Source organism: Aestuariibius insulae (assembly GCF_040783535.2).
Classification (GTDB): Bacteria; Pseudomonadota; Alphaproteobacteria; order Rhodobacterales; family Rhodobacteraceae; genus Aestuariibius; species Aestuariibius insulae.
Genome location: NZ_JBFONW020000001.1, coordinates 1140305 through 1153476 on the forward strand (window position 1 = coordinate 1140305; position 13172 = coordinate 1153476).

Sequence of the window (13172 nt, forward strand, 5' to 3'; positions counted from 1 at the left end):
ATGTCGCCGAGCGGAGGTCAAAGCGCAAGGCTGGTCATTTCTCTTCCGCTGACACACGCTTGGTACATGAATCGGTGACTGAGTGATTCACCCGCAAACAGTGCTTTGGTTTCCTTCCCTAACCCAAGACAGGACTTTCCCCATGTTTTCTTCCCTCTTTTTCCGCGATTATATCTTTGGCAGCTTCGGCAATGACACGATCAACGGCTCGGACCGGGACGACACGATCTTCGCGCTGACTGGCGATGATGTGATCAATGCCGGGGCGGGTGACGACGTCATCTTTGGCGGATTTGGGTCGGACACTGCCGTTTTTTCAGGCAGCTTTGAGGATTACGAGATCATCTCGGGGTCGCCGTTCTTTTTTAATCCGGTATCGGTCGTCGGTGCGGATGGGGCGGATCTGCTCTATGGCGTGGAGACGCTGCAGTTCGATGACGGGGTGATCTTTGTCGACGGGCGCAACAATGGTCCGGTGGCGCGGGGCGACGAGGTGACCGCGTCGGAAAACGATGGAGCGGTGTTCTCCGCGGCGGATCTGCTGGCCAATGACAGCGATTTCGACGGTGATGCTTTGAGCGTGACAGCCGTGTCCGCGACGAGCGAGGCGGGTGCTTCGGTAACGCTAGTGAATGGCGCGGTGTCCTACGATCCGGGCGATCTGTTCGACGCACTGGGCGATGGCGAAACGGCGACGGATACGTTCACATATACAGTTAGCGACGGACAGGGCGGGACCGAGACTGCAACGGTCACGGTCACGGTGACGGGGGTGGACGATGCGCCGGTAGAAGCAAACCTGGTGCTGTCCGAGATCATGTATAACCCGGCCTCGGCGGAGGATGACTGGGAGTGGGTCGAGGTCAGCAATACGGGGGGTGCCGATCTGGATCTCGCCGGATACGTTATCGATGACGGGAATGCGACGCAGGTGTCCAGCGCGAATATCGCGGCCGGGACGGTTGCGGCAGGCGGCAGCACGATCCTCTATAACGGCGACGATCTGACGGAGCAGCAGTTCCGCGATGCGTGGAACCTCGAGGAGGACGTGACGCTGATCGCCGTCACCGAGTGGAACGATCTGGCGCTGAACAACGGGGGCGACACGATCTCGATCTGGTCGGATTTCGACAGCTACCAGTCCGATTTCGAGGCGCGCGAGAATACGGTCGTGACGGTTACCTATGACGACAGCGGAGATTGGCCCTCCGACGATAACAGCGCGTCGATTTACCTGACGGATCTGGCCTCGGACGCCAATGACGGGAGCAATTGGGCCCTGTCCACCGTGGGCGGCGATACGCCGGTCAATCAGGGGCAGCAGTCCGATACCGATGGCGGCAATTCGGGGGGCGATGTGGGCTCTCCCGGGGGGGCGAGCGATACTGGCGGCGGGGGCGAGTTCGTTCTGATTTCACAGGTTCAGGGCAGCGGCAGCGAAGCGGCGCTGCTGGGCGAGACCGTCACGGTCGAGGGGATCGTCACCTATACGACGAGCAACGGCTATTACGTGCAGGAGGAAGACGCCGATAGCGACGGGGATGCGGCGACGTCTGAGGCCATCTTCGTCTTTACGGGGTCCAATACGAACCCTGGCGATGGCTTGGTCGAGGTCGGGCAGACCGTCGAGGTTAGCGGGAGCGTAAGCGAGTTCAGTGGGCTGACGCAGCTTTCCGGCGGTACCACGACGGTCACGGATGCGACGATCAGTGATCTGCCGGAGGCGGTGACCATCGCCGTGTCCGGGGTGACGGATGCGGATGTCGATTACGAGGCCGTCGAAGGGATGCGGGTCGAGGTCGTCAGCGGAGAGGTGGACGAAGCGCTTACGGTGACGCAGAACTTCAACCTCGACCGGTTTGGCGAGATCACGGTGAGCGCCGGCACGCAGACCCAGCCGACACAGCTTTTCGATGCGCAGACGCAAGCTGCGGAGATCGCGGCACTTCAAGAGGCGAACGCGAACAACCGGCTGATCATCGATGACGGTCCGTTGGGCTCCAATCCGAGCGAGTTCGCGTTCATTCCGAACACCTCGCCGGGCGATAACGGCAACGGAATCCTGGATGCGGGGGATGATTTCGATCAGGGCGGCACGCTGCGCCTTGGGGCCGAAGTGACGGCGCCGATCGAGGGGATCATGTCGGAAGGCTTCGGCAATTACCGCGTCTATGCGACCGAGACGATGGAGATCGACGAAAGCACGAACGGGGATGCGCGGCCGGAGACGCCGGACGATGTGGGCGGTAGCCTGCAGATCGCATCGTTCAACGTGCTGAACTACTTCACCACGCTGGACCGGGACGGAAACACGACCGGACCGGACGGAGCGCTCGATCCACGGGGTGCGTCTTCGGAAGAGGATCTCGACCGGCAGACGGACAGCCTTGTCAACGCGCTGACCGGAACTGGCGCGGAGGTTTTTGCCATTCAGGAGGTCGAGAATAACGGCTTCGGTGAGGATGGTGCGATCGTCAGGCTGGCCTCTGAGCTGGATGCGGCCGATCCGGCGACAGATATCCGCTTTGTCGATCCGACCGATCCGGGCAGTGATGGCTTCATCGGAACGGATGCGATCACGACCGGTATCCTCTATGACGCAAACGCGGTGACTCTGGTCAGTTCCGAAACGCTGGTCTTCGAGGAGGCGAGCGGACAGGCGACCTTTGCGATTGCTGAGCAGCTTAATCCTTACGTCTCCGACGGCGATCAGGTTGGGGACTTCCAGCGGAACCGTCCGGCAACCATTGCGACGTTCGAGGATAACGAGACCGGGGAGACCTTCACGGTCGTATCGGTCCACCACAAGTCCAAGGGCGACAGCAACCTGCAGGACCTTGCGGACGGGATTGAGACGGCATTGGCGAATGGATCCATCCCGCCCGAGGATGTGGCGATGGTCGAGGCCAATCTGGCAGCACTGAAGGCCGATCCCAACTTTGATCAGGGAGATGGTCAGGGATTCTGGAATGCCGTGCGGAACGATGGATCGACCGAGCTGACCGAGTATCTCGAGGACGAATACGGAACCAGCGATGGCGCAAACGTTCTGGTTCTGGGGGATTTCAATGCCTATGCGCAGGACGATCCCACGCAGACGCTCCGCGATGTTGATCTGAACGGGGATGGATCGGCGGACTATGTCGATGTGATCGACGAGTTTGCAGGCGGTCAGGAGGATGCGTTCAGCTTCATCTTCGACGGCCAGCAAGGCACGCTCGATCAGGGCTTCGCATCTGCCGGGCTGGCTGACAACATCACCGGCGCGACCGAGTGGCATATCAACGCGCAGGAGCCGGATCTGCTGAACTACAATTCGGCCTTCAACGATGCGGGTTTTTACAGCGATGACGTCTTTGCGGCGTCCGATCATGATCCGCTGATCATCGGTCTGGATCTCGGAACGAACCCCGACGCGTTCATACTGTGAACGTGCAGACCTGCCGACTACTCCGGCGGGCCTGATCTACCTTGCGGGTCGGAAGGTTGCCTGACCCGCAAGGACATCGCGCATTGCCGCCCTGCGCTGGTCGAGCCGTTCGGGCAGGATGAGCCCGCGCGATACCTCGAACGTCTGCACATAGGGACCTGTAAAGAGGGCCCTATGCCCGTGGAAGGGCTGAAGCTGCGCGCCTTCGTCGAAGGAATGGCCCAGACCGGCGAGCCGGTATCCGGGTGCAGCAGGGGCAGGGCGCAGATAGCCCTCGACCGCGAGGGCGCCCAGAACGGCGCGCCTGCCAAAGCGCCCGGCGCTCTGGCGTCTGACGGTGAACCCGTCCGTCTCTGGACTGCCGAGCGCTGTTACGTAGGTGCCTGCGGTTGGGCGCGCTCCGAACGGCAGGGTCAGCCGGGCGGTGCCGATCCGCCAGCTGCCATCCGCATCCCTGAGGATGTCGCCTGCGATAACCGAATAGGGCGCGCCGGTGATCCGGTCGAACCGGCTTGCCACGACCGCGCCATCCCGCCAGACACCGCTGACGGCGACGACGGTTCCGGGGGCCGGGCGTCCGACGGCGCCGGGTTCGGCGATCACGCGGATTCCGTTGACCGATCCGTCCTGCATCAAGGTGCCGATCAGCGGATAGCTGACGAGAACCCGCTGCGCGACGAGGGCGCCGCCCTGGGCCACCGCCTCGACCGTCAAGGCGGTGCCGATGCCGATATCGCTTTCGCGGGCGGCCCCGAATGCATTAACGAAGCGCGTCCGGTTGGTCGTCTCGACCCGGCGTCCGGCTACGATCAGACTGCCGAGGTCGGTCAATATCCCGACGATACCCGTGCCGCCGATGCCGCCTTCGGAGGGAGGAGTGCTGTCCTGTGCGGCCAGCCAAGGCGCGCTTAGACATGTGCCGGCTGTAGCGGCAAGAAAATGACGACGTTTCATCGTGGCGATCCGTTCTCAGTCCTCAGGGTCGCTATCCGCTTTTTCGCGGTAGAAATAGACCCCGTATCTAAAGCGCTGCAATGTGCCGCCTGTCTGGGCGTCATCTTCCTGGAATTGCCGCGCCATCGCGTTGATTTCAAGCAGGGCGTTCTGGCTTAGATCGCGGGCGCGAGCCTCGATCGCGTCGATCGAGCTTTTGCTGAGATTATTATAGAAGACAGCCCGTTCGAGAAATTCCGGCGTGTCCTCCATCAAATTTTCGGAAGCCGCGGCAAGGTGGTCGCCAACGTTCTCGGCAAGGAACAGCGCCTTTTGATCCTGGTCACCAGGGCCGATGATGGCGGTAGGGTCGAGCGTGATCATGTCGCTTTCATCGATCTCGACCAGATTAAGCCGCAGCAATTCGTCCAGCAGGGTGCGCGGCCGGATATCGCGATTGATTTGCCGCACGAGCGTTTCAAAGCTTGGCCCATCGGGTGCAGACCGGGGGAGCGGGCGCGGAGTTCCGTCTTCGCTGCGCAACTGCTCTGATCCGGTCCAGCGGCCGATGACGGTTGTCAGGAGGGTGGCTTTCTGGCGGGTTGCGCTTTCGCCGGTTTCGATCGCTTCGCGGATCGATTTGACGTCGCGCCGGTGAATGCCGGTCAAGATATTGACCCTGCTGTCGGTGGGGCGGTCTGTTCCAATTGCAAAATCCTCAACCGCAGTGGAGACGTAAACTTCCTTCAGCGCGCGGTAGACCATCGGCGCGGACACCCCGCGCGCGATGAGCAAACGTACCAAGGGTCGCAAGAGACCTTTGACAACATTGGTAAATTTCTGGGGCGCATTGTCAGCCATGTCAGATAAGTAGATCCGCGTGGAAAAAAGTTCCACAGAAAACTTGACTTATCTGACAGGTGTGACACTTGGTCATGTGTGAAAAAAACACACACGTAAAATTAACTTGTCCAACTTGCACTGGAGACCTTCATGATCACTCGTCGTTCGCTGCTTGCCACTGGTTCTGTCCTGACCGGAACCGCCCTTTTGAGCGCCTGTGCGCCCATGGCCGAAGCTCAGCCTGATATCGTTGATACTGCGATTGCGGCCGGAGACTTTACCACGCTGGTCGCTGCTGTTCAGGCTGCGGGACTTGTCGAGACGCTGAAAGGTCCGGGTCCCTTCACGGTTTTCGCGCCGAATGACGCGGCTTTTGCAGCATTGCCCGCCGGAACCGTCGAGAGCCTGCTGGAGCCTGAGAACAAGGACCAGTTGGTGAGCATCCTGACCTATCACGTAGCGCCTGGCCGCTATCCGGCGTCTGCGCTTGCCGGTCAAAGCGGGCGTATTCCGACGGTTCAAGGACAGACGCTTCGTCTGCACGGCGCGAACGGGGTGCGGATCAATTCGTCCAACGTAATTTCGGCCGATATCAATACCTCGAACGGGATCATCCATGTCATCGATGCGGTTCTTCTGCCTTAAGCAGACGCCTCTTTCAGATTTGCGTCTATAAACATCTAAGTGCCCTCGCCGCCGAGTCGGGGGCACTTGCCGTAGGCCTTAGCTATCGGCGTCCAGACCAAGGCGTTTGAGCGCCGTCAAGGCGGCTGAGCGGTCCTGCTCGTTGGTGCTGAGCATATCGGCGTTCAGGTTCCGAACTGTTGTCGAGAAGGACTTTGTGAGGATCTGTTGGCGGATGAAAGCAGGGACGTCCTCATCCGGTAGTTTCAGGATATGGCTCGCGTCGGATATGCTGTCTTGCACGCAAATCTCCCGATGTCTCGATGGTCACCGGAATATCGTTAGCCGCTCGGACTTGATGTGACGAGTCTTTATCTGGGAAACAGATTGGGCTCTTTCTCTCTGGTCCGGCTACGCCAGGGGTGCTGGTTGCCGAGCCATTTTCAGGCTCAACTCCAGGCAGCAAGATGGGCCCGTGCGGTCAGGCGACCTTTGGGAACCAGCTTGTGTCGACTTCGGCAAAGCGGTCGATGAAATTGACATGCCGGATCCATTCTTCACGCTTGGCGAGCCGGATGTAGGGACGATCGATCTCAATATCGCCATCCTCCGAGAGCTGGCGAAGGATCTTGTTCACGTAAACTGACGTGATCCCCAGCACATCGCCGATCTCCTGTTGATTGAATGGGAGGTGAAAGCGGTCGCCCATCCCCATGATGGACACTGCCAGACGGGACCTGAGACTGAGAAGAAAGTACATCAAGCGGTCACGCGCATCGAGGCGCGTCAACGTAAAGATCTGGTCCCGCATCGCGATCTGATCGAGACTGGAGAGCGCCGTTAGAAGGGACATGATCCGAGGATGTTCAAGCCAGAGTTTCGGCAACTGGTCCTTGTCGAACGTTCCGACAATGCCGCTGGTCTGCATCGATACGGTATGAGGCGTCTCAAGAAGGCCGAGTTCGGCAAAGCCGATGACCTCGCCGGGAAGATAGATGCGGGCGATAGAGCTGAGGCCACGGCTCGGCTGGGTTCTGACGACCGCCCACCCGGATTTCAGCACATAAATCTGATTCGAAATTTGCCCGCGATCGAGAAGAATGTCTCCTTTGTCAAGGCGCAGCTCGGACTTTTCGAGACTCGCAACTGTCTCGCGCTCTGCCTCCTGCAAAGGAAGATATCTTTCGAGCCGAATCAGAAGTGAGCTCGAATACCTCGACATGTTCTATTCTCCATTTGTCGCCTGACATCATCGTGGATGCACGAAGGTCGGACTTCACGTTGGAGAATACCTATCCAAAAGTCAGGGAAGGCGAATTAAACAAGATTAATTGCGCCATGGATATGAAGCACTTATCGCTCAACCTCTTATCTACATTAGATAAATTTGTTAAGATTTCGGCTCGAAAAGGAGCAGGAAGCTGTCTTTGTGCGTATGTCAGGCGACAACTCGATGCTTTAAGGGCAAGATGATCCGAGGGTGACGTAAGGTTAATTTTTGCTGATTTTGCGCAGTTTTCTTTCGTTCACGAGGATGCCGGGCGCAATCGCCCGGCACCTCCTTTTACGATCAGAAGATCAGGCCGTTCTCGCTGTGGCCAAATGGGAAGATCCCTCGGGGCTCGATGTGCCTGTCAGACTATCCTTCGCTGCATCGGTGGCGTCACGCGCTGCGTTTTTCGTGCGCGTCCCGACTTTTTCGATCTCGGTCTTGAAGATGTCTTCGGCTTCATTGAAGAGATCGTCGCTGTAGCGTCCGAACTCCCGATCCTCGAAGTCAGAGCGAGGCAGGGCGCCACCGATCGCTGCACCAAAGGCCATGGACAAAGCGCCCGCGACCAAGGGGTACTCTTCGAAGAGATCTCCCGCCTTTTCTTTGTTGGCTGTATAGCCGCGTTCGAACTGGTCGCGATAGAACAACGCTTTTTCTCGAGCGATGAGCACGCGCAGACGGGCTTCTTCGCTGAGGCCTTCCGTTCCTTCAGAAAGGCGATCCCGCCATTCCTTCGAGCGGAGCTTGAGGCGCGCAACGCTCGCCTTCATTTCGGCTTGCTGTTGTTCTGGCGTGAGTTCGATCTGGCCCGCCTTGCGCGCCCACTCACCCTTCGCGGCTGGCGGAAGCGATGGGTAGGACGGCACTTCGTGCGGACGCGAGAGCGCTCGCGTCTTCGATGCCTTGTCGCGCGGCGCGCCCAGTGTCAGCCATGCAAGGCCGATGCCGGTAAGAGCGAATGCGACCGGGTTCTCGCGGATCGTATTAACGAGTGTGCGTGCAACATCGTTTCCGTTTTCGCGGATCTGCGTTCCGATCTTGTCGACTACGGCTTCGGGAGAAAAGGAGTCCTGCAGCCGGTTCAGAGTCTGGGTGAGATTCTCGCGCTCTTGCTCGATCTCGCGCTCGATCTCTTCGGGGGTGCGTTTGTCGTCAGGCATCGTAGACCTCCTTTACCGCATTGGCGTCTCTTTTGAGGTTTTTGGCAGTCCGAGTTGGCGCTATCGATGACAATTTCAGAGCGTTCACGCCCATCATGATCATCACGGCGGCCACGCCGCCGAACAGGGCAGCAACCGCGAGAGCGGCGAGGCCAGGCGTCAGGCCGAGCTGCACAAAAGCAGCGACAAGAGCGCCGGCCAGAACATGAAGCGCGGTGATCGCCAGCACCGTGGCGACGACGATCAGGACGATGCCTTTGACAGCGCGAGTGAGGTTCTGAGTGATCTCAGCCTTGGCCAGATCAACTTCGCTACGAACCAGGCCGCTGACTTGGCGAAGGGCATCTTCGACGAGGCTGGTGGGCGGGATGTTGTCCTGAGTTGCCATTAAATACGGCTCCCCGTGGCAGGATCGATCCGCCCTGGCACGACTGCCGGGCTGCTTGCGCGGGCAAACCGCGTTGCCGCAAAGCCAAGAACGGCTGCCCCGCTGAGGAAGAGAGCGGGATTGCGCCGTGCGAATTGGCTGAGATCGGTGGCGAGTTCACCGATCGTCTTTGTGTGAAGCGCGGTCGATGCGTCGGTCAGGCCGCGCGCGATCTCGTCGAGGGTTCTTTGTTGCGGGCTGCCCGGCGACATCCGGCTGGCGGCATCCTGCGCGGCCAGACCGGCTGAACCGATCTCGGAGGCGACATCGGCTTTCGCGTCGTAAACTCGACCCTTGGCATCTTGGGCCGTATGTTTTGCGACATCCGCTGCGTCATCCTTGATCTTGCGTGCGGCGGCGTCGGGATCCCAGTTCGGATTGGAAGTCTTGGTATCTTGCATTTTGGCAATCTCCCCGGTCGTCTTGAGGGCTTGAGAAGGAACGTCAGATTTCAAACGCGCTGTCGTGCCGGTTCGTTCCCTGTGCCTCTTGTCTGGAACTCAGGGTGCTTCTGGCTGTTGAGGCAGGACAGGAGTTGCTGAATGACGGACACAGAAGACAGCTGCCTTGTGCAAAAGCTGTCGCATTATATCGAGCTCGATGACTTATCCCGCCATCATTTGGCACAGTTCGAGCTGGACCAGATCGATGTGCAGAAGCACGAGATCATCACCCGGATCGGCACGGAGACCTCCAAACTATATGTCGTGAAGTCCGGTTGGCTTTATGCCTTTGTCGACATGCCAGACGGGCGGCGCCAATTGGTTCGGATCTTTCATCCGGGCGATATCATCGGGTTTCCGGATCTCGCTTTTCATCATGCGACGACCACAGTGCAAGCGTCAGAGCCTGCGTGCTTATGTCCGTTCCCCAAGAAGAGACTGGACGACGTGTTTCGTTTGTCCCCAAGGCTGACGGCGCTTCTGTTTGCGCTGGCTGTCCGGGACCAAGTGATTTTCATGGATCTTGTCCGCGCGATGGGACGGATGAGCGCGCGAGAGCGGATCGTGTCGCTTCTGCTCGATATTCTGCATCGGCTTCGGATCACGAATGTCTCGATGACCGATACGATGCGACTTCCCCTGTCGCAGACCGAGATTGGAGATTTGCTCGGATTGACGAATGTCTATGTCAGTAAGACTTTTCGGCGGCTGGAAGAGGATGGATTCATCAAACGGGACGGCGGGACGATCAGGATCCTGAAAGAGGGTGAGATGACTGAGATGACGGATTTCTCCAACAGGTATCAGGATATGGATATCAGCTGGTTCCCGTCTTACACGACTAGGCTGGATCAGGCCCTCTGACATACAAGATCTGAGAGGGTCGCATCCGTGAAAGCCATTATTGCAGGCGGCGGCATTGGCGGATTAACGGCGGCATTGGCGCTGAGCCGGATCGGGTGGGATGTCACTGTTCTGGAGCGCGCAGATACGCCGGGCGAAGTTGGGGCGGGGGTACAGATTTCGCCCAATGGGATGCGGGTCCTTCGCTGGTTGGATGTGGCTGCGGATCTTGAGCCGTTCCTCTTTGAACCTGAAGCGATAGAGATGCGGCTTGGCCAGTCAGGTCGACCGATTTTTTCGCTGCCGGTGGACCGGCTGGTGGGCGGGGAGGACGGTCGCGGTCCTTTGTATGTTCAGGTGCACCGGGCCGACCTTGTTCAGGTTTTGCGGGCCCGGCTTGAGGCGGTGACGCCCGGCCGGTTTCTCGCTGGGCAGATAGCCATTGGCTATCGTCAAACGGCGCATGGAGCAGAAGTCGAGCTTGCGACCGGAGAAAGGCTTGGCGGAGATCTGGTTCTCGGCGCCGATGGGATCGGGTCGGTTTTTGCGCGGCAGATGCATCCAGACATTCGCCCGACGTTCTCGGGCTATGCCGCGTGGCGAATGCTGGTCCCGGTCGATCAACTCGAAGGGGCGCCTCCTCCGCCAACGGGGTGCATTTGGGTCGGCCGAGGGCGTCACGTGGTGACAACCCGCGTCAGGAAAGGCGATGTCGTCAATCTGGTCGGCGTTGTCGAAACTCCCGATTGGGATGCCGAGGGGTGGGGCACGAAAGAGTCCGCGAGCGATGCGCTGTCGGATTTCGACGGATGGCATCCTTCGATCCTCTCGTGCCTGAGGTCAGTTGACGTGATTTGGCGATGGGGCCTGTTCGAGCGTGATCCGCTGCCGTCATGGTCAGACGGATCGGTCGGACTTCTCGGAGATGCAGCGCATCCGATGTTGCCTTCGATGGCACAAGGAGCGGTTCAGGCGATGGAAGATGCGGCCGTTCTTGCGCGGCTTCTCGAACGAAAGACGGTGCGCGAGGCATTGCCGCAGTATTACGAATTGCGGTCGGAACGCAGCCAGAGGATCGCTGCACTGTCTGCTCGGAACGTCAGGTTGTTCCATAAAAAGAACGCTTTAGCTAGGGCAGCAACCTATGGTCCGGCGTGGCTAGCGGGCCGCCTTGCGCCGGGCGTTTTGAAGCGCAGATCGAGCTGGATCTACGACTTTGACCCGACCGAGTAAGCGCCATTTCATTTTTTTTTCGGGTCAGGTGCATTTTTCTTGGAACTCAACCGGGGGTCGGGTGTTCACACATCAGAAGAGACACTCCCGAATGTCTCTTGTCCCCTGATCATCGGCGGCATGTCCAATTTACCGTCCCCCCTGGACATACCGCCGATGACACCTCCCCTTTCAGATATAGACTTGCCGTTTGCGGACGATCGCTGACGCACTAGTGTAAGTATATGTATCGTTTTTTCGGATACCGTGTTCGGACTTGGATCAAGGCCATTCAAGCCGTCTTTCGGATGATGGATGAGAAGAATCTCGGGCTTATCTCGGCGGGGGTCGCGTTCTTTGGTATGCTGGCCATCTTTCCTGGTTTGGCCGCGATCATCGCCCTTTTTGGTTTGGTCGCGGATCCGGTCGTCGTCGATGCGCAGCTCGATCTGATGCGCAACATCATCCCCGGGGACGTTTTTGCGCTGATCGATCAGCAGATCGCGAGCTTGACGGGCGCACGCACAGAAGAGCTGGGTTTGGCCACGCTGATTTCGATTGGAGCGGCATTGTTCACGTCGCGGGCCGGTGTTGCGGCCTTGATGCGGGGCCTCAACGCGATCAACCGGCAGCCCAACCGCGGCGGCGTGCGGCACTTCATCATAGCGTTTACGCTGACGATTACTCTGGTCGGCATGGCGATCATCGCGCTTCTGGCGATTGTCGTGGCTCCGATCGTTCTGGCGTTTTTGCCGCTTGGTCCGATTGCAGGGCTGGTCGCTGAGCTTGTGCGCTGGCTCGTTGCGATCCTCGTTCTTTTGGTCGCTTTGAGTTTGCTTTACCGGTTCGGGCCGAACCGTCGCGGCGCCCGGATGGCGTGGATCACACCCGGCGCGTTCGTCGCCGTTGTCGCCTGGGCTGGGGCCTCGGCGGCTTTCTCTCTCTATCTTGCCAATTTCGGACGCTATAACGAGATCTACGGATCAATCGGAGCGGTCATCGCCATGCTGATGTGGACCTATATCAGCGCGTTCTTGATCCTGCTCGGGGCCGCTTTGAACGTGGCTCTCGAGGATGCGCGGGCCGAGCGGATCCGCCGTGACGCAATCGACAGCGCTGCGGCAGATCCTGTTACTGCTTGATCAAGGTCTCTGTGGAGGAGAAAAACATCGCCTGACTGACCGCCGAGCGTACCTGCTCTTCGGTATAGGGTTTGGCGATCAGGAAGGCCGGCTCCGGCTTCTTCCCTGTGAGCAGGCGTTCCGGGAACGCGGTGATGAAGATGACCGGAACGTCGCCGACGATCTGGAGGATGTCGCCAACCGCATCGATCCCGGATGAGTTATCGGCCAGTTGGATATCGGCCATGACAAGGGCAGGGGTCTCTGCCTTTGCAAGCTTGACCGCATGATCGCGTGTACGGCCGATGCCGGTCAGGCTGTGTCCCATCTCGGTCACGATGCTTTGCAGGTCCATCGCGATAATCGCTTCATCCTCGATGATGAGGATCCGGCCAGCGACAACGTCCTTCATTTCCTGACGAGCGGTTTCGACCAGCTCCATCGTTCGGTCGCGATCCACGTCCAGAATTTGGGCGATCTCGTTATACGAGAACTCCTCGATCGCGTGTAGAAGCAGGGCCTCGCGACTGTTGCCGGTGAGCTGCGCCATATTCTTTTGCGCCCTGACGTGAAGGTGATCCTCCTCATCGCCGTTTTCCGCATCGACAGACTTCGCGCTCCAGATTTCGTGGAAGGCCCGGAAGAGAGCGATCTTGATATCCGGCGACTCAGTCAGGTTGCCGGACTGTTCGATTGCCTTCTCAAGCGCTTCGACGGCGATCGCGTCCCCAGCATTCTGGCTTCCACACAGAGCGCGGGCATATCGCCGCAGAAAGGGGATATGACGCTCGATATGTGTTGCGAAGGTTTCGGATTGGGTCATGGACAGCCTAATATTATTTATGCACTGGTCTTGTGGCTCT

General features: G+C 59.1%; 13 protein-coding genes. 5 read left to right on the forward strand and 8 right to left on the reverse strand.

All coding sequences use genetic code 11. The annotated features are described in order from the left end of the window. Window positions 1–142 precede the first annotated feature (142 nt). Window positions 143–3430: an ExeM/NucH family extracellular endonuclease gene (locus AAD018_RS05580; RefSeq protein ID WP_367313116.1), complete on the forward strand. Its 3288-nt coding sequence runs from the start codon at window positions 143–145 to the stop codon at window positions 3428–3430. 36 nt (window positions 3431–3466) lie between these two features. Here the strand turns inward: AAD018_RS05580 and AAD018_RS05585 are convergent, their stop codons facing one another. Together AAD018_RS05585 and AAD018_RS05590 are read right to left on the reverse strand one after the other, a co-directional pair. Next, on the reverse strand, window positions 3467–4384 hold the full coding sequence (locus AAD018_RS05585) for a DUF5666 domain-containing protein (protein WP_367313115.1): 918 nt from the start codon (window positions 4382–4384) through the stop codon (window positions 3467–3469). A 15-nt stretch (window positions 4385–4399) separates the two neighbouring features. After that, window positions 4400–5224, reverse strand: a complete 825-nt coding sequence (locus AAD018_RS05590) for a DUF6502 family protein (RefSeq protein WP_367313114.1) — start codon at window positions 5222–5224, stop codon at window positions 4400–4402. A 207-nt stretch (window positions 5225–5431) separates the two neighbouring features. Between AAD018_RS05590 and AAD018_RS05595 the strand changes: the two genes are divergently transcribed. Then, window positions 5432–5851, forward strand: a complete 420-nt coding sequence (locus AAD018_RS05595; RefSeq protein WP_367314197.1) for a fasciclin domain-containing protein — start codon at window positions 5432–5434, stop codon at window positions 5849–5851. A 78-nt stretch (window positions 5852–5929) separates the two neighbouring features. Here the strand turns inward: AAD018_RS05595 and AAD018_RS05600 are convergent, their stop codons facing one another. The 5 genes from AAD018_RS05600 to AAD018_RS05620 all read right to left on the reverse strand — a co-directional run bounded on the left by AAD018_RS05600 (window position 5930) and on the right by AAD018_RS05620 (window position 9091). Further along, window positions 5930–6133 carry a hypothetical protein gene (locus AAD018_RS05600; RefSeq protein WP_367313113.1) on the reverse strand — a complete coding sequence of 68 codons (204 nt, stop codon included), beginning with the start codon at window positions 6131–6133 and terminating at the stop codon, window positions 5930–5932. A gap of 178 nt (window positions 6134–6311) precedes the next feature. Next, window positions 6312–7052, reverse strand: coding sequence for a Crp/Fnr family transcriptional regulator (locus AAD018_RS05605; RefSeq protein ID WP_367313112.1), 741 nt, complete (start codon window positions 7050–7052; stop codon window positions 6312–6314). 356 nt (window positions 7053–7408) lie between these two features. After that, window positions 7409–8263, reverse strand: coding sequence for a DUF3618 domain-containing protein (locus tag AAD018_RS05610; protein WP_367313111.1), 855 nt, complete (start codon window positions 8261–8263; stop codon window positions 7409–7411). Continuing rightward, the gene (locus AAD018_RS05615; protein WP_367313110.1) at window positions 8256–8651 is read right to left on the reverse strand and encodes a phage holin family protein; all 396 of its coding nucleotides are present in this window, start codon (window positions 8649–8651) and stop codon (window positions 8256–8258) included. Before AAD018_RS05615 ends, AAD018_RS05610 begins: the two co-directional genes overlap by 8 nt. Then, window positions 8651–9091 (reverse strand): hypothetical protein, encoded by a 441-nt coding sequence (locus AAD018_RS05620; RefSeq protein WP_367313109.1) that lies wholly within the window; start codon window positions 9089–9091, stop codon window positions 8651–8653. The genes AAD018_RS05615 and AAD018_RS05620 overlap by 1 nt, the downstream gene beginning before the upstream one ends. Before the next feature lie 141 nt (window positions 9092–9232). Between AAD018_RS05620 and AAD018_RS05625 the strand changes: the two genes are divergently transcribed. The 3 genes from AAD018_RS05625 to AAD018_RS05635 all read left to right on the forward strand — a co-directional run bounded on the left by AAD018_RS05625 (window position 9233) and on the right by AAD018_RS05635 (window position 12330). Continuing rightward, window positions 9233–9997 (forward strand): Crp/Fnr family transcriptional regulator, encoded by a 765-nt coding sequence (locus AAD018_RS05625; RefSeq protein WP_367313108.1) that lies wholly within the window; start codon window positions 9233–9235, stop codon window positions 9995–9997. Window positions 9998–10024: 27 nt separating this feature from the next. Further along, a complete protein-coding gene (locus tag AAD018_RS05630) occupies window positions 10025–11209 on the forward strand; it encodes an FAD-dependent monooxygenase (RefSeq protein ID WP_367313107.1) in 1185 nt (394 codons plus the stop codon). 287 nt (window positions 11210–11496) lie between these two features. Next, window positions 11497–12330 carry a YihY/virulence factor BrkB family protein gene (locus AAD018_RS05635; RefSeq protein WP_412005184.1) on the forward strand — a complete coding sequence of 278 codons (834 nt, stop codon included), beginning with the start codon at window positions 11497–11499 and terminating at the stop codon, window positions 12328–12330. Here AAD018_RS05635 and AAD018_RS05640 read toward each other — a convergent pair. Then, complete coding sequence (locus AAD018_RS05640) at window positions 12320–13132, reverse strand: response regulator (RefSeq protein WP_367313105.1); 813 nt, start codon at window positions 13130–13132, stop codon at window positions 12320–12322. The genes AAD018_RS05635 and AAD018_RS05640 overlap by 11 nt on opposite strands. Between the last annotated feature and the right edge of the window lie 40 nt (window positions 13133–13172).